This window comes from Rhodococcus sp. AD45-ID (assembly GCF_003023755.1).
Lineage (GTDB): Bacteria > Actinomycetota > Actinomycetes > Mycobacteriales > Mycobacteriaceae > Rhodococcus_F > Rhodococcus_F globerula.
The window spans coordinates 469,983-493,031 of the sequence record NZ_PYHL01000001.1; the positions used below are offsets into that span (position 1 = coordinate 469,983).

Consider the following 23,049-nt stretch of genomic DNA (forward strand, 5'->3'; position numbering starts at 1 on the left):
ACAACTCAATAGGTTTCGAAATGGACAGCGTCGGCCAATGGCCGGCGCTGTTTCCATCCGAAGCGCTCGAGATCCGGAACCTGTTGGAACTGAGTTACTTTCCCGATGCACAGCCAGGCAATGGGCCTCACCGGAGCCGGAATGTTCATCAGTTCGGTGAGGTATTCCTCGTCGTAGAACGACACCCACCCGATGCCGATGTCCTCGGCAACCGCGGCCAGCCACAGGTTTTGAATTGCGAGAACTGCAGAGAACAAGCCGGTGTCGTCGACCGTGTGACGGCCGAGAATGTTGGGGCCTCCGCGCGACGGGTCGTAGGTGACAACGATCCCGGTACCGCTTTCCGTGATCCCCTCGATCTTGATGGGGTCGAACGTCTCGCGCCGATCGTCAGGCAGAGACTGAGCAAAATTGACCCTCGCCTCCGCGACGTGCGCGGCAAATGTCGAGAGCGTGTCCGGATTGCGGACCACCACAAAATCCCACGGCTGCGTGTTCCCGACGCTCGGCGCCCGATGTGCCGCGTCGAGGATGCGCATCAGCACATCGTCCGGAATAACCTCACCGGAAAACTCTGCCCGCACGTCGCGCCGGCGCCGGATCGCTTCGTACACAGATACAGCTGATTCACTCACGCTCCGACGGTATAGCGGTGCAATCCCAGCATCGCATCGGGGTGCAACTCGACTCCCTCGACGCGTATGCACTCACTCAACGTGTCCCGGACGACCGCACTGTCCATGCCGCTGCCGATCACGACCAACTGTGTAGTCCGCGGCTCGCCGGCCTTCCACCGTAATGGTGTGATTCGCACGTGATCACCCACTGTCTGTACTTCGAATTTGCCTGTGTAACCCCGGATATCGAAGTTCACGAACCCCTTGATCCGGTACACACCGGCCGGTTGGTTCTCGAGAAATTTTGTGACGGCGCGCGCATCGAGCGCCGTGTCGGACACAAAATCGACTGCCTCGTAATGGGTGTGAATGTGGTCGTGATGATCGTCGCGCAGCAGTTCGTCGAGGCTCATCTGCTGACCAGGTAACGGCTGCGGCGCGGCCGCGAAATCGAACAGCAGCGCTGGGTCCACGCGCGAGTGAGTGGTGTCCACAATCGGCGCTCGGGGGTTGAGCCCACGAATCACCTCCGTGAAGGCCTCGCGTTCCGCAGAGTCGACGCAGTCGATCTTGTTCACGACAAGTAGATCCGCTAACCCGACGTGCTGATCGAGCTCGGGATGGGTGCTACGTGTCAATCGGAAGTTGGCCCCGTCGACAACAACAACCAGGCCGCCGTACACGACCCGCGGATTCTCGCTGCCCAGCACCAACCTGATCATGTTGCGCGGCTCCGCCAGTCCGCTGGCTTCGATGACGATGACGTCGATCTCGGATTGGCTGTGCGCCAACTTGTCGAGCATCTCGTCCATGTCGGATACATCGACCGCGCAGCACAGGCACCCGTTGCTCAGTGAGAGCGTCGAGTCGACTTGGCCGGCCACCATCATCGAATCGATGTTGACCGAGCCGAAGTCGTTGACGATGACCCCGATGCGCACACCGTTGTTGTTGTGCAGAAGGTGATTGAGGAGCGTCGTCTTTCCCGAACCCAGAAATCCTGCGACGACGATCACGGGAATCTGTTTTTTCACCAAGAAATCCTAGGCACCACGCAATCCTAGCGGGCCGTCAGATTGTGCAGAGCGGCTGAATCTCCTTCTTGCCTTCGGTTGTCGGTGACGTCACGATCGTGCATGCGTTGTACCCGCGACTCTCGGCAACTCGGCGTATCTCACTCCACCCCGCGGCATCGACTGCGGGTGAACGCGACAATACAAACCCGGACGTTCGAAGCGGGTCACCCACCAGTGCCCACGAGTAGTCGTCGGCAATGTAGGTGACGATGTAGTTGGGCGGCCCGTCCAGTCCGTCCTGAAAAGGTACGCCCGGGAAACTGACATGAAGTTGCGCTGCGGACTGCGTATCGGTAACCCGGGCATTACCGGCGATGCCGCTCTGGTCCCCAGCCCAGGTCGTGCACGTATTCTGCACGCTCACATTCGACGAGTCGAGCACCTCGTATCGCGCCCGGGTGTCCTTGGCGCACATCAGGTTGAACGGCTGAGGCACCGCTGCCAGCTGGTACCAGTCGCCGACGTAGCGTTCGACATCCAATTTTTCGACGGGTGCCAACGGCTGCCACAAGTCCCCCCACAAGTCCGCTGACATCGGAGCTGCCTGCGCCGGCATGGCCGTCATCGCCATACCGACACCCGCTCCGACTGCCGCAATCGCACATCTCCCCGACCACTTCATGTCATTGCCTTCCGTTCGTTTGTTTTCTCGCCTGACATTCGGAGCGGATGGTCCCGCGGATTGGTCGTATGGAAAACTACTTTTGGTTTGTTATAGACCTCGATACCCAACCTTCTGTAGTCTTTGCTAATAAGTAACTGATAGCTGGAACGGAGCGTCAGACATGAACGTGGTCGATCTAGGGCTCGAACGGACGCGGTATGCCGTCATCGACGAAACCATCGAATCGCGGTGGCGCCGCGTCACCTCTATGCAGCACGACACCGTTGCCGTCGTCACCCCACGGGATCAGATCACGTTCGCAGATCTCGAAGTCCGCGCAGACGCACTCGCGCGTGAACTCGATATTCGCGGGCCGCACGGCCGCTGTCCGGTAGCTGTCGAACTCGACCCCACCGCCGAGGCCGTTGTCCGCATCCTTGCCACACTGATCTCCGGTCGGCCACTCGTCATGATCGACCCGCAGCTGCCGCCGGCCAGGCGCGAGCACATCCTGTCCACGTCGGGCGCGGTCTCCATCGCGACAATCCTCGAACACGCCGCTGCCACTCCGTTCCGTTTCGGCAACGCACTCGAGTCACTGAGCTCCGATCCAGCCATGATCGCATTCACTTCCGGCACCAGCGGCGCACCCAAGGGAGTGGTGCTCAGCCATTCGATGTGTCTGAACAAGGCGGACGAACTTGCCGCCGCCATCGATCTCCGACCGGACGATCACATCGGGAACCTTCTGCCCGTCAGCTTCGGCGCGGGTATCACCGCACTCATCATGGGTTTGATGAGCGGTGTCACCGTGTATTGCTGGGACCCCCGCGTCGACGGCAGTTCCACCCTGGGCAGTTGGCTCCGCAGAAACTCGATCACCACAGCTCATTGCGCTCCGTCGTTCCTGCGGGCGTGGACGCAGCAGAATGCCGCCGAACCGGGCGCAGATCCCCAGAGTTCCCTACGCGTTGTCGTTACCTACGGCGAGGCTGTTCACGGCGACGACTACCAACGTCACCGTGATCGCGGGTTCGCGGACGTGACCTATGTCAACTGGATGGCAACCACGGAAACGGGGGTCGTCGCCTACAACGTCTTTCCTCCCGCAGCCACGTTCCCGGCGGGCATCGTCCCCGCCGGTCGAGCACGTGACGGGAAGGAAGTCCGGATAGTCGATTCCGAGGGCAACCAGCTGCCCGACGGCGAGATCGGCGAAATCCATGTCATTTCCAGCGACTTGGCCGACGGTTATCACGGCGACCCGGAGCGGACAGCGCAACGATTCACACCGCTGGGCGACGGCATCAGCCTGTATCGCACCGGCGACCGCGGATGCATCGACAGGGACGGCGAACTGCAACTCAAAGGCCGACTCGACGATGCTGTGAAAATTCGTGGATACCTTGTCGAACCCACCGAAGTCGACGTCGCCGTCCGCGCGGTGGCCGGCGTCGTCGATGCGGCCGTGATCGTTCGGACCGAGAACGACCACCCAGAGCTCTGCGCATACGTCGTGAGTGATTCACAGCGAATTGCTCTGTCTCCCGCGGAGATTCGACGCGCGGTATCTCTGAGCCTGCCCGGCTGGATGGTTCCCCGCCACATCGTGATGCTGGCCTCGATTCCCCGCAACGAACGCGGAAAGATCGATCGCAACGCACTGCCGACACCGGCGCCGGTCGCTACCTCCACCTCCACCGCCACGCCGACTCTCGAGACCATCACCGAATTTCGGGTGGCCATCGTCTGGTCCAAGATCATCGGGATCGAATCACTCGACCGTGACGACGACTTCTTTGCCCTCGGCGCAGATTCACTCGCTGCCGCAGAAATGCTCGCCGCACTACGAGCCGCTGTACTGGTCACCGTCAGCGCCGCCCAGTTTGCCGGCGCCACCACCATCCGCGAACTCGCCGCGCTGGTCGACGCGATGCTGCGCAACAAGAAGCGTGACGAAGGCCGGGCATCTGTGCTTGTTCCCCTTGCCACGAGCGGTTCCCGAACTCCGCTCTTCCTGATCACCGGAGCCGGTGCGCCTGCACTGAGCTTTCTCGCGACGGTGCAGGCGATGTCCGGTGATCGACCTGTGTACGCGTTGCAAGCACACGGGATGGAATCTCGCGGGCTCCCCGATCGCACCGTTGCCAAGATGGCCGACCGATACATCCGTGAGATCAGGAAGGTCCGTCCGCACGGCCCGTATGTGCTCGGCGGCTACTCCCACGGCGGGTTTGTCACCCTCGAAATCGCGAATCGCCTCCACGCGGAAGGCGAGATCGTCGAACACGTTGTCATTCTGGACACTCGGTTGCGGGAGAACATGATCGGGCCGCGGCCTGACACCACTGAGCCGCCGGCTCCATCGGAATCCGGCGAGCCGGTGCTCAATGCCCGAGCCCGGACCTCGAAAACATCGGTTCTGGGTATCTGGCTCCGGTACCAAGTCGCGGGCATCATGCAGTTCGACCCGTCGATGCAGTGGTACCTCTTCTACCATCGCGGACTGGCGTCCCTGCGCAAGTACGCGCCAAGCCCGTATCGCGGTTCTGTTGTGGTCATCCGCGGCGACGACAACCGACAGGATGCACACGATTGGTCGGCCATCGCCACCGGCCAGATCACTTTCGAGGATGTAGCCGGATCGCACGAAGACATTCTGCGGGCCCCGTACGCCGTTGCTACGGGCGAGGCACTCGAGCGGGCATTGAGCTAACGGCCGAAAACGACAAAAAAGAGCAGGTCAGACATTTTGTCTGACCTGCTCTTTTTGGTGGAGCTAAGGGGACTCGAACCCCTGACCCCCACACTGCCAGTGTGGTGCGCTACCAGCTGCGCCATAGCCCCGTATTCAGTTCGAACTCGCAGGCGGTTGTTCTGCTTGCCGCTTGCTTGAAGAAAGTTACACCACTTGCGCGGTGAGCAACAAATCGCCTGGTCAAGCTGGTGCGACCGCTCCGGGTTTCAGAGCGGCCGCACACTGCTTCAGGAGGTGAACTGCGAAACCCAGTCACTGTTCTTGGTGCTGACGATCTTGCCGTCGGCGATAACCGTCGGGGTGCCCGTTCCGCCGGCGGCGGAGAGTGCCTCGCTGGCTGCAGCAGCATTGGCCGCAGCGGCCTCCACGTTGGCTCCAGAGGAGATGCACGTAGTAGCTGCATCCGATGCACCGGCTTCGCCGGCTATCCGAGCCAAATCGTCGTTGGTGTGATCACTCTTGCCGCCTTCAGACGGTTGGTTGTCCGGAGAGAAGAGTGTGGTGTGCAGATTCGAGTAGGCAATCGCGTCGCCGTCCTGCGCGACGCACAGCAATGCGGCGCCCGCGCGGGTGGAGTAATCACCGCTGCTCGATGCCCGGTTGAGGAAGTTGAGCATGTGATAGCGAACAGCAACGTCACCGGCGTCGATAGCTGCCGATACCGATTGGCCACTCAAGTGCTCGAGTGCAGCGCACGCCGGGCACAGCGGGTCTTCGAAGATGTCGAGAGTGGTACGTGCGTCCGGTTTTCCGATCAGCACGACGCCGTTGTCCTCCACGGTGACAACCACCTCGGAGTTCTGAACCGAGCCGTATCCGTCGTTTTGCACCTTGTTCTTGCTCGACTGCCACAGGACACCGCCGATGACGAGGGCTGCGATCACCAGGACCGCGATTCCACCGATGACATAAGTGGACCGACTCGACACCGGTTCCGGTTTGTACTTGTTGTTCTTGGCGCTCACGCTGATGCAGTCCTTCGTGCGTCGAAACGATTTTACCGAGGGGTTACCTTCCCCGGGTATTCACCTTGCCATTGAAGACTGTGCTTCAACTGAGAATGCGGTACGTGATCCCTGTCCCAATGCGAGCGGTGACCGTGGGAAGAAACACAACCACAGGGCCAATGCCAGGAATCCGATGTCGCGCAGGATCTCGCTGAGGTAGTCCCACGCGTCGACGTCGGCAGCTCCACCTCCCCCGAAACAGCCGCAGTCGATGGACAATCCGCGTGCCCAGACCGAGATGATCACGCTGATGAGCACAACCAGCATGAGAACCGACACTGCAGCCGACGCTCGTACGGCGAGGCCAACGAGCAGCAGTAATCCGAGAACGATCTCGACCAACGGCATCGCAATCGCCACGGGGCCGACCAGGCTCTCGGGCAACAATTGATACGCCCGGACGGCGATCTTCGTCTGAACGGGATCGAGGAATTTGATGCCACCCGAAATCAGCCACACGGCTGCCAAACCCAAGCGGGCCACAAGACTCACGATGCGAATAGCCACGAGCCGAGCCTACAGAGGGACTTCGGAACTGACTGTTTTCGCGGTCACAGCCTTCGCAGGCACCAGCAGCCAACCCACGCTCGCAATGATCACCACAGCTCCCATCGTCGCGAAGGCTGCCGAGTACGAGAAATGCTCAACCAGTAGTCCGGCGCAGATCGGCGCGACCACACCACCAACGTCGGACATCATCTGGAACACCGCCAGAACGGGACCACCGCGCGCCTTGGACCCGACGACGTCGGCAACCGCAGCCTGCTGCGACGGACTCATCAAACCGGAGCCCGCGCCCGTCACGGCAGCAATCAGGAAAAACGCCACCAAGTTGTGCGTGAATCCGATCGCCATCGTGCCGGCGCCGCAGACAACCAGCCCGGCAAGCACAAACGGTTTACGTCCGTACTTGTCCGAGAGCCGACCCGAGAAGGTCAGAACCAGCGCATTTCCGACCGCAAAAACTGCCAGCGCATATGCGGCCACCGAGTCTTCACGACCGAGAGCCTCAACGACAAAAAGCGGGACCATCGCGACACGGACGCCGAAAATGACACCACCGAATGCCAGATTCGAGCCCAGAGCAGCGCGATAGACCGGCGAACGTAGTCCCTCCGACAACGTCATCGGTGTGATTGACGCACCTTTGTCCGGCGACGCAAGATGTGAACCGCGCAGACTGAAGAAAACTACAGCGGCTGCGATGACCAGAGTTGCCGCATAGATGAGGAACGGCATCCGCAGGCCGAACTGCAGCAGCGCGCCGCCAAATATCGGACCGGTAATCGAGCCCATCAGGAAGCTCGTCGCATACAGACCGGATACGCGTCCCCGATGGTCGGGCGGCGACATCCGGATAAGCAAACCTAGCGCCGACACGGTGAACATGGTGGAACCGATACCACCGAGTGACCGGAACAACAGCAGCTGCCAGTACTCCTGCGCAAACGCGCACGCTCCGGTGGACAACGCGACGATCAACAGTCCCAGGATGTACACCGGGCGCTCGCCGAGTTTCTGCACCAAGGTGCCGCTCATCGGCGCAAACACCAAGCGCATGAATGCAAACGACGAAATGACGACTGTGGCGGCCGTAACCGATACATCGAAGCTGCGGGCGAATTGCGGTAGCGCCGGGGCAACGATGCCGAATCCGAGAGCGATGACGAAGCTGGCGGAAACCAGCACCCAGATTTCCTGTGGCAGCCTGGCTGCGCGAGTTTTCATGTCGCCCGGGATTCTAGCCGGGCGACACGAGTGGGCCGCGAGCTAGTTCGCGTTCAAGACACCTGACACCAAGTCCTTCGCTGCCGACTGAACCTGAGCCAGATGATCGGCGCCCTTCATCGACTCGGCATAAATCTTATACACGTCCTCGGTTCCCGACGGCCTGGCCGCAAACCACGCGTTCTCGGTAGTCACCTTCAATCCGCCGATCGCGGCGCCATTTCCGGGCGCTGCCGTCAGAGCCGCGGTGATCGGCTCCCCCGCCAGTTCCGTCGCGGTGACCTGCTCCGGTGACAGTTTTGCCAGTACCGCCTTCTGCGCGCGACTCGCGGGCGCGTCGATGCGGGCGTAGGCGGGGCTACCGAACTTCTCGGTCAACGCCGTGTAGTGCGCCGACGGCGTCTTGCCGGTCACCGCCGTGATCTCGGACGCGAGCAGCGCAAGAATGATGCCGTCCTTGTCCGTCGTCCACACCGAACCGTCGTGACGCAAGAAGGACGCTCCCGCGCTTTCCTCGCCGCCGAACCCGACCGAACCGTCGAGCAACCCGGGTACGAACCACTTGAAGCCGACGGGTACCTCCAGGAGTTCGCGTCCCAGTCCGTTCACAACGCGGTCGATCATCGACGAACTGACCAGGGTCTTCCCGACCTTCGTGCCTGCAGCCCACTGTGGGCGGTGAGCAAAGAGGTACTCGATGGCAACGGCCAGATAGTGATTGGGGTTCATCAAACCGCCGTCGGGGGTGACAATTCCGTGCCGATCGGAATCCGCGTCGTTGCCGGTGGCGATGTCGTAGCGATCCCGAATACCGATCAACGACGCCATCGCGTCAGGCGAGGAGCAATCCATGCGGATCTTGCCGTCGGTGTCGAGCGTCATGAATCGCCACGTCGGATCGACCAGAGGATTGACGACCTCGAGGTCGAGGTGATGAGTCTCGGCGATGGCTCCCCAGTAGTCGACACTGGCGCCGCCGAGCGGATCTGCGCCGATGCGGATACCCGCGTCGCGAATCGCGTCGAGGTTGAGCACCGACGGCAGGTCGTCGACGTAGTAGCGCAGGAAGTCGTACCGCTCGACCCTGGCCAGCGCCTGTTCCGTCGTGACGCGCCGGACGCCGGCCAGTCCGTCGCGGAGCAGTTGGTTGGCACGGTCCGCGATGACCGACGTGGCATCGGTATCAGCTGGGCCGCCGTGGGGCGGGTTGTACTTGAACCCACCGTCACGGGGCGGATTGTGCGAAGGCGTCACGACAATTCCGTCGGCCTTGGCCTCGGGCGCGGTGGAGTTGTATCGCAGAATCGCGTGACTCACAGCGGGTGTGGGGGTATAGGCGTCGCGCGAATCAACCAGCACCACTACGTCATTGGCAACAAGAACTTCGAGCGCAGACAGCCAGGCCGGCTCGGACAACGCGTGCGTGTCGCGGCCGATGAACAACGGCCCGTCAATGCGCTGCGATGCGCGGTACTCCACGATCGCCTGCGTCGTTGCCAGGATATGCGCTTCGTTGAACGCGCCGTCCAGACTGGAACCCCGATGCCCCGACGTCCCGAACAGCACCTGCTGCATCGGATCCTCAGGATCAGGTGTCCGTGTGTAATACGCGGAAACCAAGTGCGGAACGTCGATCAAATCCTGAGGTTGCGCCACCTGTCCTGCTCGTTCGTGCGCCACGAATCCCCCTAAGCCCGGTGGTCGACTACGCAGCCGACACGACTGCCGCTCATTCTCTACCCTGTGATCTGAATTCCCAACCAGGCGACGCTCAGCCCAACGACAAGACTGGCGATGATGTACACCAGCGACATCGCCGTCTGACGCTTGTCCAGCATGCCCACATTTTCGGTCGCAAACGTCGAGTACGTGGACAAACCGCCGCAGAACCCGGTTGCAAGCAAGGCCGCCATAGCAGTGGAGAGTGTTGCGCCGGTGAACAATCCGAGGAGAAAGCAACCCAGGACGTTAGCCGCGAATGTTGCTGCCGGAAATCCCCGGTATGTCGGGACGTATTTCGCGAGCAGGTACCTACCGGTCGCTCCGGCGCCTCCGCCGATCGCTACGAGGAGAACGGTCATACGTTCGCCCCCTCACGACGACGCATCCAGCGCTCGCCAAGGGCTCTGCCCCACGCTGCGGCCAAGATCGCCGGAATCAAAGTGCCGAGAACGTACAGAATAGATCGCATCGGACTTTCGGTAACCGCGTGAACCGCAAACGACGAGAACGTCGTGAAGCCACCGCAGAATCCCGTGCCCAGGAAGATGTACCAGACCTTGTCGTGAATCAGCAGTGCCGCAAGCACTCCGAGGATCAGCGACCCCACGACATTGATCACGAGAGTAGTCCAGATATGGGGAAACCACTCACCCAACCCGTATCTCGTCAGCGCTCCGAGCGCACCACCGGCGGCCACCGCTCCGATAGCCGCCGGCAAGCCCAGTTCACTCATTCGCGCTCCTCACTCGCTCGAGCCAGATCTACTACTGAGCCAGACCCACTTCTGAGCCAGACCTACTTCGGCGGCTGCGGAATAAAGTAGCTCGTCCGCTCCTGGTACTCACGATAACCGGGGCGGTGCGCCATGTGCTGCTCGAGAAGTCGCGCGCCGGTCGCAAACACGAGAAAATATGTCATCGCAATCGGTGAGAGAACCGTCAATACTCCTGGCCATACCGATGCCGCGACGAGGAATATGCCCCACCACACGCAGGCGTCACCGAAGTAATTGGGATGACGCGTCCACGCCCACAGTCCCTGATCCATGATGTGCCCGTAACTGCCGGGATCGGATTTGAACTCCGCCATCTGACGATCGGCGACCGCCTCGAACGTCACACCGACCAGCCACAACACGACGCCCAGGAGTACCAACAGGTTGAACCCACCTGACGACACCGCGGACACCTGAATCGGCAGCGACACAAACCACAGGGAGATACCTTGCGTCACATAGATTTTCCGTATCGCATACAGAGTTCGGCTGCCGGACGCCTTTCCCAGCATCTGCTCGTACCGAGGATCCTCGCCCTTACCGCGCGAGCGCACTGCCATGTGCCACGCCAATCGCAGGCCCCAGATGCCGACCAACGCGAGCATCAGTAGTCGGCGCCACAGATCTCCCGCACCGACAACTGCGGACACTGCGGCAATGACCACAAAGCCCACGCCCCAGGACACGTCGACAACATTGTGCCGGCCGATACGTATACCGATCGACGCCGTAACCGCCATCGTGACAACAACCGCCAGAAAGCTCGCGAACAACATCGGACCGAGCGTCATCGAAGGCATGACGGCCTCACCGAAAGAATCTGATCCACACCCATCCGGCCGTCACGAAATGCCATGCCACCGCCGACGAGGTAGAGACGCCACACCCGGGCGACCTCCATGCCGACCAGCTCGACGACACGATCGAAGTTGGACTCGAACGTCTCGATCCATGAGTCGACTGTGCGCACGTAGTGCACCCGAAGCGCTTGAACGTCAATCACTTCCAGCCCACCCTCCTCGATCATCGCCACGGTGCGCCCAACTGGACGCATATACATGTCGGGCGCAATGAACGACTCGATGAATGGCCCACCACCCGGATGCGGCCCGGTTCGCGACATCTGCTGGATCAGCACGCGACCACCCTCGATCACATTGTCGTGCAGCGCTTTCACATACGTCGGGTAATTGTCCTCGCCGACATGCTCGCCCATTTCGATCGACGCGACGGCGTCGTAGGGTCCGTCCGGAATTTCACGGTAGTCCTGCAGTCGGATCTCGACCCGATCTTCGAGGCCGAGCGATCGGACCCTCGCGTCGACAAACGCCTTCTGCTCCGCCGAGATCGTCACTCCGACAACGTGGGCACCGTACTCGCGAGCTGCGTGGACGCTCAACGAACCCCACCCGCAACCAACGTCGAGTAAGCGTTGCCCGCGCGCCCGATCGAGTCCGATCTTGCGGCATACCAAGTCCAGCTTGTCCTTCTGAGAGTCTTCGAGAGTGTATTCCGGTGCATCGGAAGTCCAGTACCCCGAGGAGTACGCCATGTTCTGGTCGAGGATCAGCGAATAGAAGTCGTTCGACAAGTCGTAGTGATGACCGATCGCCGCCCGATCCCTCGACATACTGTGCAAGCGACCCTTGACCCGCGCCTGCGACACGGGAGGTGGCAACGGGCGCCCGAACACCCCCAAGGATCTCGCGGCCTTAACCGCGGCGAGGATAACCGACGGTGACGGCGAGATCGACCCCAGCCCACGCTCGGCAGACACTTTCCACACATGCGTGAGTGCTTCGCCAAGATCGCCTTCGACGTCGAGTTCGCCCAGAACATACGCCTGCGCCGCACCCAACTCTCCGGGATTCCACAAGAGTCGTCGCAGCACGTTTGCGCTGTGAAGCGTCACTTTCGGCGCATCGACCGGCCCTGCTGCGCTGCCGTCCCACGCCGTCAGCCGAACCGGAAGTTCGCCGCCGACAAGCGGACTGAGGATTTCCGACAGACGACCAGCAACGCCGGCGCCTTGTATCGATCGATCTATCGTGGTGGTCATCGCGGGTTCCTCCGATCGAGAATCACTTGCTGCACATCGAGATATCCGGAACGGAAACCCGCCTCGGAATAGCAGAGATAGAAATGCCACATGCGGGTGAATACGTCATCGAATCCGAGCGCTGCGACCTCCTCCGCGCGGGCACTGAACCGCTCATCCCAGAGGCGGAGCGTTTGCGCGTAGTGATCACCCATCGACATGCGTTCACGCACACGAAGAGTGGTCATGCGTTCAGTGACGTCCTCGATCGCCCGTATGGAGGGCAGGAAGCCTCCCGGGAAGATGTACTTGTGCACCCATGTATAGGTGTTGCGGGTAGCCAACATCCGATCATGCGGCATCGTGATTGCTTGGATCGCGGCACGCCCACCCGGCGCCAACAGGGAGTCGATCTTCTGGAAGTAACTTCCCCAGTACTGGTGGCCGACCGCCTCGATCATCTCGACCGACACCACTGCGTCGTACTCCCCCTGCACCTGCCGGTAATCGAGAAGGTCGACCTGAACGCGATCCGCCAGTCCCGCAGCGCTTATCCGCTTGGCTGCCAGTTCCTGCTGTTCCACCGACAGCGTCACCGAACGCACCGTCGCACCACGCTGGGCTGCTCGGATCGCCAATTCCCCCCACCCAGTGCCGATTTCAAGCACTCGCGAACCAGGCCCGACGCCCGCACCGTCCAGCAACCGATCAATTTTGCGGTGCTGGGCGGCTGCGAACACGTCCCATGACTGGGAGTCCCCTACTGACAGGTCGTCGAACAGGGCACTGGAATAGGTCATCGTGTCGTCGAGGAATAGTTCGAACAACTCATTCGAGAGGTCGTAGTGCCGCGAGATGTTCGAGCGGGTGTTCTGCGTCGAATTGTGTTCACTACGTGGCTGCTTGGGAATGTAGAGGCCACGCAACCGCTGCAGAAAGTCGGGAATCAGTGTCGCCACACGAGAGGCAAAAACTTCCAGGACTGCGGTGAGATCGGAGGCTTCCCAGTCACCCGCCATGTACGACTCACCGAATCCGATCAGACCACTGTCGCCCACCCGAGCAGCAAAGTCATCCGGGCGATGAATGACCATCAACGGCGAATCGGGTCCACCGCCGCCGGAGAACTCACCACCGGAGTACTCACCCCCCGGCATCTGCACGCGCAGCGGCAATCGAGCCACCGCCTTGTGGAACAGCGCCCGTGCAACCGGCGACGCCACCCGCACCTTGAGGCCGCTGGGAACGGTGGCAACTCCTGGCCAGCGTTCGACCTCAGCGCTACGAGTCATTGTTGTCATCACGGTTGTCATCACACTGCCTCCTGCGGTTGATGTTGCGGCCGTGGAACTACCGGTAATCGTCTGGCCCACAACCTGATGCCTTGATATCGAATCTGCGCGGAGACCCTCAGTGGTGCAGTCGGAATCGCGAGAAAGCTTCGAATTATCACGCCCGCGGTGGCCGGAACACATCGACCACGTACCGTGGCGACAAAGGGTGCCTGATCCGGTCTGGCAAGCACTATCGACAGCTCCACCGATTCCTTGGGAAGCGGTAGCCTCATCCGGTACTCGCCGGAAACGTCATTGAACGGCGAGACGTAGAACTCCTTCGGCGTGCGTGCCGCACCATTGTCGTTGGTCTCGAGCAGGTAGGAGTGCCGCTCACCATAGGTGTTGTGAACTTCAGCCACCACACACCGCACGGCGCCATCGTCATTCAGGCACCAGAACACACTCAACGGGTTGAACACATAGCCGAGTACACGCGCATTCGCGAGCATGAGGATCCGGCCGCCGCCGAACTCGATTCCGTTGGCCCGCAAGAACGACTCGACGTTTACGCGAATCGATAGGGTGGGATCGCCGAGATGATCTGCAGCCGTGAACCTCGCCAAGGGACGCAATGCTTTCGGCAAATGCGGCAACTTGTCCACATCTACGAGCCAGCTGTAGCTTTTGTACTCGAATGTGTTGTGCAGCGGTTCTGTTCGCACGTGGCGAATACTCGTGTAGACGATGGACGGTGTAATCGGCCCGGTCACTGCCACCGACCTCCGACCCGCTCTGCGGCACGTAAACCCGACAATGCACCGTCCTCGTGGAAACCCCACCCGTGGTACGCGCCTGCAAAAGCAAGCACATCCGAGTCCAACTCGGGAAGCCGGCTTTGAGCTGCAACGGAAGTCGGCGTGTATTGCGGATGCTCGTAGGTCATCTGGTCGATGACGGAATCCGCGGCGATCATGTCCTTGCCACCGAGAGTCACGATGTACCGTCGACCGGTCTCCGGTAGACGCTGTAACCGGGTCATGTCGTAGCTGACGAGCACGTGATCTGGCCTCGCATCGCAATGCGGCAGGTAGTAGTTCCACGACGCCCGCGCATTCGAATTGTCGGGCAGCACAGTCTCGTCTGTGTGCAATTGGGTGTGATTGATCGAATACGGCATAGCCCCGAGAACCTCGTGCTCCGTGGCCGTAGGATCGGCGAGAATCTTCAGCGCTTGCTGCGGATGCGTCGCGATTACCACCGCGTCGTATGTCTCGAGCCGATCATCTCCCCCACGAATCTCGACTGAATCATCGTGCCGGTACACCGCGTGAACCGGCGTGTTCAGGCGAACGGCACTGATGCTCTGTGCCACAGCTTTCACGTACTCGACCGAACCACCGGTTACCGTCCGCCAGGTCGGCGAACCGGAGATAGTAAGCATGCCGTGGTGATCGAGGAACGCGAAGAGGTACCGCGCCGGATACTCGAGAGCGGCCGACGGGTCACACGACCACACCGCGGATACCAGCGGGGTCATGAAGTGCGCGGTGAAGTAGTCCGAGAATCTGCCGTTACGCAGGAATACGCCGAGCGTCTGATCGAGCGTCGAGGCAGTCGAGGCAGTCGAGGCAGTCGAGGCAGTCGAGGCAGTCGAGTCCTCGGACTGCTCGAGCAGTGCACGCGCTCGTCGATGAAACCGCTTGACCTCCATCAACATCGACAGAAAGCTGCCGTTCACCAGCAGTCCCGGCGTTGGCAGGACCCCGCGCAAACCCTGTCCGCCGGAATACTCGAGGCCACAACCCTCGCAGCGGACCGACATGCTCATGTCCGATTCCTGTGTCACGACACCCAATTCGGCGAACAATCTCAACAGCGTCGGATAGGTGCGGTCGTTATGCACGATGAAGCCTGTATCGACGGCGAAGTTGCGACCTTCAGGATCGGTCACCGCATGTGTATCGGCGTGACCGCCGAGCCGCGAATCGGCTTCGTAGAGCGTGACCTCACTGTCCTTGCTCAGCACCCACGCCGCTGTAAGACCTGCGACACCGCTGCCGACGACAGCAACCTTGCGCTTGTCAGAACTCCGCTTCACCGAACTCCGTCCACCCGAATTCATCGTCGCTCTCCTGCCTTCGCTTCGTTTGTTTTCTCTGCGCTCTGCGAGACCACTGCTATTTCCGAGACCGCATCTACTGCCAGTCGATGCCACAGTGATAGCCGGCGCAGCATGAAGTGCCCGGCACCTTCGACGCCGATCCACTCGGCGTCGAGACCGGATCTACGCGCTAGCTGGACCGCCGCTTGGGAAGCATCCGGGTCGGTCCAGCGATCCGCCGTACCGTGAACTACCCGCAGCAGGCAACCCTGTCGCAGCCCGATGTCCGTCCCTGCCGGCCACCATGGCGCCAGCGCGACGACTCCTACGACTGCCGCGTCACCCGACAGAGCGGCGGCTACCCGGCCACCCATCGAATGTCCGAGCAGAATGACCTGCGCGTCAGAGTTTTGTGCCTTGATCCGATCGAGTACCTGCCGCGCATCTGCAACCGGGCTCTGCTCCCGACCGTTCCACCCACGTGTTCGATACCTGACCGCCACGACATCGAATCCACGTTGCCGAATCGCAGCCGAGAACGGGCGCATCCGGAGGTTCGACAGATGCCAGAATCGCGAACGGCGGTGACTCGAAACCTTCCCACCAGGCAGAACCATCACTGTGAGGTGGCGATCGTCCCGATAGGGCGTCCGATGCTGAAGCGTCATATAGGGCATTCGGCACCGAAAGCCTGGCGGATTGGGGCTTAGCGAGATTTCTTCTCTTGATCGGAAGCGTCCCCGCGGGGACGCTTTTCGAAATCTGTCGGTGCCTCGATCTACTGTCGAATGAACATTCGAACCGGGGGGTTGGCATGGACACAGACAAGCTCGACAGAGATACCGACAGAGATACCGATCACGTCATGGGCTTCGCGGCCAAGCGTGAAGCCGTCGACAACATCGGCGTGGAAATCTGCGCACTAGCTGGACAAATCGCCGCAGCGACCGCTCGATTCCTCACGCTGCTCGCCGACTTCGACGAACAACGAGGCTGGGCCGGTCCCGGCCTACATTCATGCGCTCACTGGCTCTCCTGGAAATGTGGCATGAGCCTGCACACCGGACGCGAATACGTTCGTGTCGCCAAAGCACTCCGCCCTTTGCCCGCGATGCGGAAAGCGTTCGAACAAGGCAATTTGTCCTACTCGAAGGTTCGCGCACTTACCCGAGTCACAACTCCCTCAAACGAGAAGCAGATGGTCCGACTCGGCCGCGAAGCACCTGCCGCACAGATCGACCGTCTGACTGCCGGGTTACGCAAAGTCGCCGACAACGAATCCGGCAAAAGTAAAGCGCCTGAACGCTTTCAAGTCCGCTGGCATTGGGACCCCGACACGGGCGATTTTGTCATCAAAGGTCGCCTCGCTGCACAGGACGGCGCCCGTATCCTCGCCGCACTCACCTCGGCAGAACGTGAACGAACACAGACAGCAATGCCGTCACCCGGCAACGAGCCCAAGATCGACAATGACGATGACGCCACCGCGTTATCGGACGAGCCGATCACTCAGCAGAACGCTGCGAAAAAACCACCCGGCGACATCGGACCGGCGCTCCTCGCGATGGCCGAAATAGCTGCCACGGCCCCGACAAACAACGCGAGCGGCGTCAGCAACTCGGCCGAAGTGGTGTTTTTCCACGAACACGACAACCTCCGGGTTCCTGGCGGACCTGCACTCCCCGACAACGATTCCGAGGAAGTCCTCTGTAACGCCCACCTGCGCCTGGCCAAGACCAAGAAGCAATGCGTGCTCAATCTAGGCCGGAAGACCCGCGTCACCAGTCACAAACAAATGTTGGCGTTGAATTACCGTGACGGAAGCTGCCGGACACCAGGATGCGGTCGAACCAGATTTCTGCACGCTCACCACGTGCAATTCTGGGGCCGCGGCGGAGAAACCAACCTCGACAACCTGATCCTGCTGTGCGGGACCTGCCACCGAGCGCTACATCGCGGCCAGTTCGCCATTACTGCTCTTGGCGATCAACAGTTCGAGTTCCGGACGCTCAACGGCGATGTCATCGATCCGGCCCCTCCGATCAGCGGTTTGGCCGATCAACTCCTGCGCGGCGAAATCCCGGACAATGCGATCATTCCGAACTGGGGCGGCGACCCCCTGCACCTGGACCACGCAGTCAGTGTGCTCCTCAACGGCTGGGCAGCATAAAGCGTGACGGGCAGGGTGCATACCTAAGTGTTGATCGGGCCATTGTCGGGCATAAAAATGAGGCAGGCCCTACACCCGCTTCCGAGTGTCTGACCTGCCTCTTTGTGGAGCTGCCGGGAATTGAACCCGGGTCCTACGTTGAATCGCTAGGGCTTCTCCGTGTGCAGTTCGCTAAGTCTCTACTTGGATCTCCCAGTCTCGCGAACAAGCCAGGATGACGATCCCAGTCACTGTTTGATGTCCCATCCAACTCCGTGACCGAGCCGAACAGTAAAGCCCTCTAGCTGATGCCAGGATCCGGGTCGAGGGCAACCCCGGGCTGACAGACACGCTTCGCTACTTAGGCAGCGAGAGCGTAGTCGCGCTGATTGGAATCGGCGCTTATAGGTTTGCAGCGACGCTTACGGTGGTCTCTTGCCTGCACCGACACGCTTCCCCTAACTCAACACACGCAGTCGAAACCGTTCAGCCCCGTGTGTGCCCCGCGTCTTTCGTGGGGCTACCTACTATAACGCGCTGCCGCACGGAAGTCATACCAATTAAATCGAGCGTTCCGCTGTGCTGGTGATGTTGGTGATCATGCCCTCGAAAACGACGCCATGGAACGGCAGGATCGAGTACCAGTACAGTCGCCCAGCCAAGCCTCGCGGGAAAAATACAGCGCGCTGCTCCAGACGCGATCCACCACCTTGCCCTTCGGAGACGCGCTGCCCCTCCGAAACTCTCAGCTCCAACCACGCCCCACCGGGGACTTTCATTTCGGCCCGCAGTCGCAGCAACTTTCCTCTGTCGATTTCTTCGACCCGCCAGAAGTCCAGGGCTTCACCGGTATTGAGGTGACGCGGATCACGCCGACCCCGCCGTAACCCGACGCCGCCCACCGCTCGGTCCATCCATCCTCGAATTGCCCAGGCCAAAGGGAATGAGTACCAACCGTTCTCGCCGCCGATGGATTCGACCACCTTCCACAAGGTCTCCGGGTCCGCGGCACAATCACGTTCACGATGGTCGACGTACACCGTTTCACCGGCCCAATCCGGATCAGACGGTAGAGGATCCGACGGTGCGCCGGCGATGGTTGCACCCGACCACGAAGTCTCGACCTCTCCGTTCCCGATCTTGCGCAGAGCCAGCCGTACCGCTTCGCGATATGTGGTGAGCCCGCTTTCTGGCGGCGGGATGAAACCGTCGATGTCGTGATCGTGCATGACGGCATCGTTCTGCAGTGACTCGATCAGCGGCATTGCGAGCCCGTGCGGAATGGGCGTGACCAACCCCACCCAGAGACCGGCGAGCCTCGGGGTCAGGACCGGCAAAACGACAATGCGCCGACGCACCAACCCCGCAACATCGGCGTAGGCGTTCATCATCTCGCCGTACTGCATGATGTCCGGTCCGCCGATATCGAATGAGCGGTTGATCTCCGGAGTCGTGGCCGCCGCAGCCACCAGGTAATGGAGTACATCGCGCACGGCAATCGGCTGAATCTTGTTGTGCACCCATTTCGGTGTGGTCATCACCGGCAGGCGGTTGGTCAGGTGGCGAACCATCTCGAAAGAGGCCGAACCTGAACCGATCACCACGCCGGCCTGGAACACGACAGTCGGAACGGCAGAGTCCAGCAGGATCCGGCCGACTTCCAGCCGAGACTTCAAATGCGTCGACAGTTCTGCGTTTGATGGATGCAGTCCGCCGAGGTAGACGATTCTGCGAACACCAGCGGCCGCAGCCGCTTCGGCCACATTCACCGCGCTGCGCTTGTCGACATCGGAAAACGAGCCACCACCGCCCATGGCGTGGACAAGGTAATAGACAACATCGATATCGTCGAAAGCGCCTGCAAGGGATGCCTTGTCACTCAGGTCAGCTTTAACTACCTCGACGGACTCGCGCCACGGCACATCGCGCAACTTCTCAGGACTGCGTACCAGCACTCGGACGTGATGCCCCGCTGTAACCAACCTGGGCGCCAGACGCCCGCCGATGTAGCCGGTAGCTCCTGTGATCAACACTCGCACCGTATCCATCACACCACGCTACGCAGAAAACCAACTGCTACGCAGAAATCGAACCTCGGAGCGCCAACGCCGCCTCCAGATCATCGGCCGTAAGCGCCATGTTGATTCCGGCTCCGGCCTTCGCGCCTGCTGCTGCGGCCATGATGACCTGCGCACTCGGATCGACAACGTTGCCTGCCGCGAAGATGCCGGACACGCTTGTGGCACCCATCATGTCGACGGTGACGAACTCACCCATCATCGTCGCCGCCGTCGCTGCGCCGAACGATCGCAGAATCGAATCGTTCGGATCCATCGTGACCGCGCCTCCGACAAAGATCGCCGACCGCGCAACAGTTCTACCGTCGGCCAGTTGCACTCCAACGAGACGATCATCCTCGAGTACTGGCGCTGCCACCTCGCCTTCGACGATCGAAATATTGAGCGCTGCAAGCTTTTCCCGATCCTCGGCGCTGAGATCCTCGATCCGATGGAGGAACAGCACCACATCGTCCGACCATTGACGGATCATCGGGGCCTGATGCATCGCGAACTCGACACTCTTGGCAATGACACCCAACGGTTGATCACGCACGTCGTATCCATGGCAGTACGGGCAGTGCAGGACGTCGCGGCCCCACCGCTCACCGAAGGCACTGAGTTCATCCGGCAACCTGTCGGTCAATCCTGTCGCCACCAGGACTTTGCGCACCAAGATTCGAGCGCCGTCAGCAAGGGTGATCGCGAATCCACTCCCACGGGAGTCTTCGTCTCGTTCGACCGCCACGACGGTCCCGTCATGGAACTCTCCACCGTATTTCCGGACTTCGTCGCGTCCGATGGCGAGGAGTTCGGCTGGATTCATCCTGTCGCGAGAGAGGAATCCGTTCATGTGATCTGCCGCTGCGTTGCGCGGAGCGCCGTTGTCGAAAACCACAACGGATCTGCGGGCTTGACCGAGGATGATCGCGGCGTTGAGTCCGGCAGCGCCGCCTCCTATCACTGCCACGTCGTAGGTGTCTGCTGCGTCGTAAGAGGTCTGTGTCATGAATTCAGGATTGCATCGCAACACCAACTTGACAAACATGATTGCTGATTTGGCAAAATGGAAGAATGACCGAATCATCGTTCGACGCCGTCCTCGCGGGAATCGGCCCGCGCCTGCGCACACTGCGCCAGCAATCCGATATGACGTTGACCGATCTCTCCGAGTCGACCGGCATCAACGTCAGCACGCTGTCGCGGCTCGAATCCGGCACTCGCCGAGCCAACTTGGAGTTGCTGCTGCCGATTGCGAAAGCGCACGGCGTCCCGCTCGACGACCTCGTCAACAGCAAGATCGCAGACCCTCGGGTGCGGGAAGAACCGCAAAAGGTGGGATCGATGACGATCATTCCGTTGACCAGCCAGCCGGGAAACCTCCAGGCCTACAAGATGATCCTCGCGCCCACCGAGGACATCCGCGAGCCGGGTACTCACGAAGGGTACGAGTGGCTGTACGTGCTGTCGGGCCGGGTCCGGCTACAGCTCGGTGATCGCGATTTTGTCATGGGCGCGGGTGAAGCCGCCGAGTTCGACACTCATATCCCGCACCGATTCAGTGCGGCAGACGGCCGCCCGGCCGAGGTGATCAGCCTGTTCGGCAAGCAAGGTGAACGAGTCCACCTACGCGCTGCGCCGGCCGACCGCCGCGGCTGAGATCAGGCCGACTACTACCCGCGCATGCCCTTGATCCGACGCCCCAGCTCGCGGGTCACCTCACGCTCGGCGGTGCGCTTGGCCATGTCCTGACGCTTGTCGTAGTCCTGCTTACCCTTCGCGAGAGCAAGTTCGACCTTGACCTTGCCGTCGGAGAAGTACATCGACAACGGAACCAGCGTCTGGTTGCCCTCGCGGGTCTTGCCTACGAGGTGTTCGATCTCGCGCTTGTGCAGCAACAGCTTCCGGGTCCGACGCGGCGAGTGGTTGGTCCACGAGCCCTGTGTGTATTCCGGAATGTGCAGCGATCGAAGCCACACCTCACCGTTGTCGACGGTTGCGAATGCGTCCACGAGTGACGCCTTACCTTCGCGCAAACTCTTGACCTCGGTGCCCACGAGCGCGATTCCCGCTTCGTAGGTGTCGATGATCGTGTAGTTGTGACGCGCTTTGCGATTGGTCGCAATGACCTTGCGGCCCTTTTCCTTCACTGTCCGGGCCTCTCAGTCCGCTGTCTTACCCAATAATGCAAACAACTCTTGCTCTCAGCATAGAAGGCCGTGCAAACCAATTACTCGCGCACGTACAAACGAAGCGTGACATACGAGGTGATCGCTGCCATTCCCACGCCTGCGAGAACCAGGAACGGTGAGACGAACAGGATGTCGCTGTTCGAAATACGGGCGACGATGTTGGCTTCGTAGACGTCGGCCAGCACTCCGTCGATGAAAAGGTTCTTTGCTGTGAAGAGACCGGCGATCGCCAGAACCGCGCCGATCAAGGCGGCAACGATTGCCTCGAGCAGGAACGGAAGCTGTGTGTACCAGCGCGTTGCGCCCACCAGTCGCATGATGCTTACCTCGGTACGACGCGTGAATGCCGCGATCTGAACCATGTTGGCGATCAACAGAATAGCGGCGATGGCCTGAACGACGGCGATCGCAAAGGCTGCATTGCGGACACCGCCGAGGACGCTGAAGAGACGGTCGACGAGCTCGCGCTGATTGAGGACACTTTCCACGCCTGGCCGCGAACCGAACGTGTCGTTGATGACGCCGAATCGTTCCGGGTCGCTGAGCTTGACCTTGAACGACGCCGGGAAGCTGTCCGGACTGACCAGTGCTGCCAACTCGGGTTGGTCCTTGAACACTCGCTCGGTAGCGTCCTTCACCGCGTCGTCGCGATTGAGGAACTGAACCGCGACGACGGACGGTGTCTGCTCGAGTTCCTGCCGCAGAGTGCTGCAGATTTCTTGCTCACATCCGGGGTCTGCGGCGGAAATGTCGTCGGTCAGGAAGATCTGGACCTCGACGCGCTCGAGGAAGATTTGCTGCGTCTTACCGGCCATCTGAACCACGAGGAGGCCGCCGCCGAAGAGTCCAAGCGAAATGGCGGTCGTCAAGATCATGGCAATGGTCATCGTGATGTTGCGGCGCAGGCCGGTCAGGACCTCGCTGAAAATAAAACTGGCACGCATCGGG

The 23,049-nt window shown here is 60.9% G+C and carries 22 protein-coding genes, 1 tRNA gene and 1 other RNA gene; 3 read left to right on the forward strand and 21 right to left on the reverse strand.

All coding sequences use genetic code 11. From position 1 onward, the window contains the following. Window positions 1-5: 5 nt before the first annotated feature. From bluB to C7T36_RS02140, 3 genes are read right to left on the reverse strand one after another with little or no spacing between them, the layout of a single operon-like run. A complete protein-coding gene (bluB, locus tag C7T36_RS02130; protein ID WP_033231112.1) occupies window positions 6-635 on the reverse strand; it encodes a 5,6-dimethylbenzimidazole synthase in 630 nt (209 codons plus the stop codon). Next, entirely contained in the window at window positions 632-1,654 is a 1,023-nt protein-coding gene (locus C7T36_RS02135) for a GTP-binding protein (protein WP_045070440.1), read from the reverse strand. The genes bluB and C7T36_RS02135 overlap by 4 nt, the downstream gene beginning before the upstream one ends. A gap of 34 nt (window positions 1,655-1,688) precedes the next feature. Then, window positions 1,689-2,315 (reverse strand): lipocalin family protein, encoded by a 627-nt coding sequence (locus C7T36_RS02140; RefSeq protein WP_045070442.1) that lies wholly within the window; start codon window positions 2,313-2,315, stop codon window positions 1,689-1,691. A gap of 163 nt (window positions 2,316-2,478) precedes the next feature. On the opposite strand from C7T36_RS02140, the gene C7T36_RS02145 reads away from it, so the two are divergent. After that, window positions 2,479-5,013 (forward strand): alpha/beta fold hydrolase, encoded by a 2,535-nt coding sequence (locus C7T36_RS02145; protein ID WP_033231115.1) that lies wholly within the window; start codon window positions 2,479-2,481, stop codon window positions 5,011-5,013. A gap of 55 nt (window positions 5,014-5,068) precedes the next feature. Here the strand turns inward: C7T36_RS02145 and C7T36_RS02150 are convergent. The 13 genes from C7T36_RS02150 to C7T36_RS02210 all read right to left on the reverse strand — a co-directional run bounded on the left by C7T36_RS02150 (window position 5,069) and on the right by C7T36_RS02210 (window position 16,371). Then, window positions 5,069-5,144 (reverse strand) — tRNA-Ala (locus C7T36_RS02150). A 138-nt stretch (window positions 5,145-5,282) separates the two neighbouring features. Then, a complete protein-coding gene (locus tag C7T36_RS02155) occupies window positions 5,283-6,020 on the reverse strand; it encodes a DsbA family protein (protein ID WP_033231116.1) in 738 nt (245 codons plus the stop codon). A 60-nt stretch (window positions 6,021-6,080) separates the two neighbouring features. Further along, the gene (locus tag C7T36_RS02160) at window positions 6,081-6,569 is read right to left on the reverse strand and encodes a MauE/DoxX family redox-associated membrane protein (RefSeq protein WP_033231117.1); all 489 of its coding nucleotides are present in this window, start codon (window positions 6,567-6,569) and stop codon (window positions 6,081-6,083) included. 9 nt (window positions 6,570-6,578) lie between these two features. Next, window positions 6,579-7,790: an MFS transporter gene (locus C7T36_RS02165; RefSeq protein WP_045070444.1), complete on the reverse strand. Its 1,212-nt coding sequence runs from the start codon at window positions 7,788-7,790 to the stop codon at window positions 6,579-6,581. A gap of 42 nt (window positions 7,791-7,832) precedes the next feature. Then, the gene (gene pgm, locus C7T36_RS02170) at window positions 7,833-9,470 is read right to left on the reverse strand and encodes a phosphoglucomutase (alpha-D-glucose-1,6-bisphosphate-dependent) (RefSeq protein WP_045070447.1); all 1,638 of its coding nucleotides are present in this window, start codon (window positions 9,468-9,470) and stop codon (window positions 7,833-7,835) included. Between the two features lie 56 nt (window positions 9,471-9,526). After that, entirely contained in the window at window positions 9,527-9,871 is a 345-nt protein-coding gene (gene crcB, locus C7T36_RS02175; protein ID WP_033231120.1) for a fluoride efflux transporter CrcB, read from the reverse strand. After that, a complete protein-coding gene (locus tag C7T36_RS02180; RefSeq protein WP_033231121.1) occupies window positions 9,868-10,245 on the reverse strand; it encodes a CrcB family protein in 378 nt (125 codons plus the stop codon). Before C7T36_RS02180 ends, crcB begins: the two co-directional genes overlap by 4 nt. A 62-nt stretch (window positions 10,246-10,307) precedes the next feature. Continuing rightward, window positions 10,308-11,087 (reverse strand): DUF1295 domain-containing protein, encoded by a 780-nt coding sequence (locus C7T36_RS02185; protein ID WP_045070450.1) that lies wholly within the window; start codon window positions 11,085-11,087, stop codon window positions 10,308-10,310. Further along, a complete protein-coding gene (locus C7T36_RS02190; protein ID WP_045070452.1) occupies window positions 11,075-12,346 on the reverse strand; it encodes a class I SAM-dependent methyltransferase in 1,272 nt (423 codons plus the stop codon). Before C7T36_RS02190 ends, C7T36_RS02185 begins: the two co-directional genes overlap by 13 nt. Then, a complete protein-coding gene (locus C7T36_RS02195) occupies window positions 12,343-13,626 on the reverse strand; it encodes a cyclopropane-fatty-acyl-phospholipid synthase family protein (RefSeq protein ID WP_033231483.1) in 1,284 nt (427 codons plus the stop codon). Before C7T36_RS02195 ends, C7T36_RS02190 begins: the two co-directional genes overlap by 4 nt. An 11-nt stretch (window positions 13,627-13,637) precedes the next feature. Continuing rightward, entirely contained in the window at window positions 13,638-14,378 is a 741-nt protein-coding gene (locus C7T36_RS02200) for a DUF1365 domain-containing protein (protein ID WP_045070455.1), read from the reverse strand. Beyond that, window positions 14,369-15,724: an NAD(P)/FAD-dependent oxidoreductase gene (locus C7T36_RS02205; protein WP_045070456.1), complete on the reverse strand. Its 1,356-nt coding sequence runs from the start codon at window positions 15,722-15,724 to the stop codon at window positions 14,369-14,371. Before C7T36_RS02205 ends, C7T36_RS02200 begins: the two co-directional genes overlap by 10 nt. Further along, the gene (locus C7T36_RS02210; RefSeq protein WP_045070458.1) at window positions 15,721-16,371 is read right to left on the reverse strand and encodes an alpha/beta hydrolase; all 651 of its coding nucleotides are present in this window, start codon (window positions 16,369-16,371) and stop codon (window positions 15,721-15,723) included. Before C7T36_RS02210 ends, C7T36_RS02205 begins: the two co-directional genes overlap by 4 nt. Before the next feature lie 146 nt (window positions 16,372-16,517). On the opposite strand from C7T36_RS02210, the gene C7T36_RS02215 reads away from it, so the two are divergent. Further along, complete coding sequence (locus C7T36_RS02215) at window positions 16,518-17,873, forward strand: HNH endonuclease (RefSeq protein ID WP_239654803.1); 1,356 nt, start codon at window positions 16,518-16,520, stop codon at window positions 17,871-17,873. Between the two features lie 102 nt (window positions 17,874-17,975). Here the strand turns inward: C7T36_RS02215 and ssrA are convergent. The 3 genes from ssrA to C7T36_RS02230 form a co-directional block, all read right to left on the reverse strand. After that, window positions 17,976-18,346, reverse strand: a transfer-messenger RNA (tmRNA) gene (gene ssrA / locus C7T36_RS02220). Window positions 18,347-18,412: 66 nt separating this feature from the next. Next, a complete protein-coding gene (locus tag C7T36_RS02225) occupies window positions 18,413-19,900 on the reverse strand; it encodes an SDR family oxidoreductase (RefSeq protein WP_045070461.1) in 1,488 nt (495 codons plus the stop codon). Between the two features lie 28 nt (window positions 19,901-19,928). Continuing rightward, a complete protein-coding gene (locus C7T36_RS02230; RefSeq protein WP_045071136.1) occupies window positions 19,929-20,918 on the reverse strand; it encodes an NAD(P)/FAD-dependent oxidoreductase in 990 nt (329 codons plus the stop codon). Between the two features lie 65 nt (window positions 20,919-20,983). Between C7T36_RS02230 and C7T36_RS02235 the strand changes: the two genes are divergently transcribed. After that, window positions 20,984-21,568, forward strand: coding sequence for a helix-turn-helix domain-containing protein (locus C7T36_RS02235; protein ID WP_045070463.1), 585 nt, complete (start codon window positions 20,984-20,986; stop codon window positions 21,566-21,568). 14 nt (window positions 21,569-21,582) lie between these two features. Here the strand turns inward: C7T36_RS02235 and smpB are convergent, their stop codons facing one another. Beyond that, window positions 21,583-22,059, reverse strand: a complete 477-nt coding sequence (gene smpB / locus C7T36_RS02240) for an SsrA-binding protein SmpB (protein ID WP_033231128.1) — start codon at window positions 22,057-22,059, stop codon at window positions 21,583-21,585. 80 nt (window positions 22,060-22,139) lie between these two features. After that, window positions 22,140-23,045, reverse strand: coding sequence for a permease-like cell division protein FtsX (ftsX, locus tag C7T36_RS02245; RefSeq protein ID WP_033231129.1), 906 nt, complete (start codon window positions 23,043-23,045; stop codon window positions 22,140-22,142). Window positions 23,046-23,049: the final 4 nt, after the last annotated feature.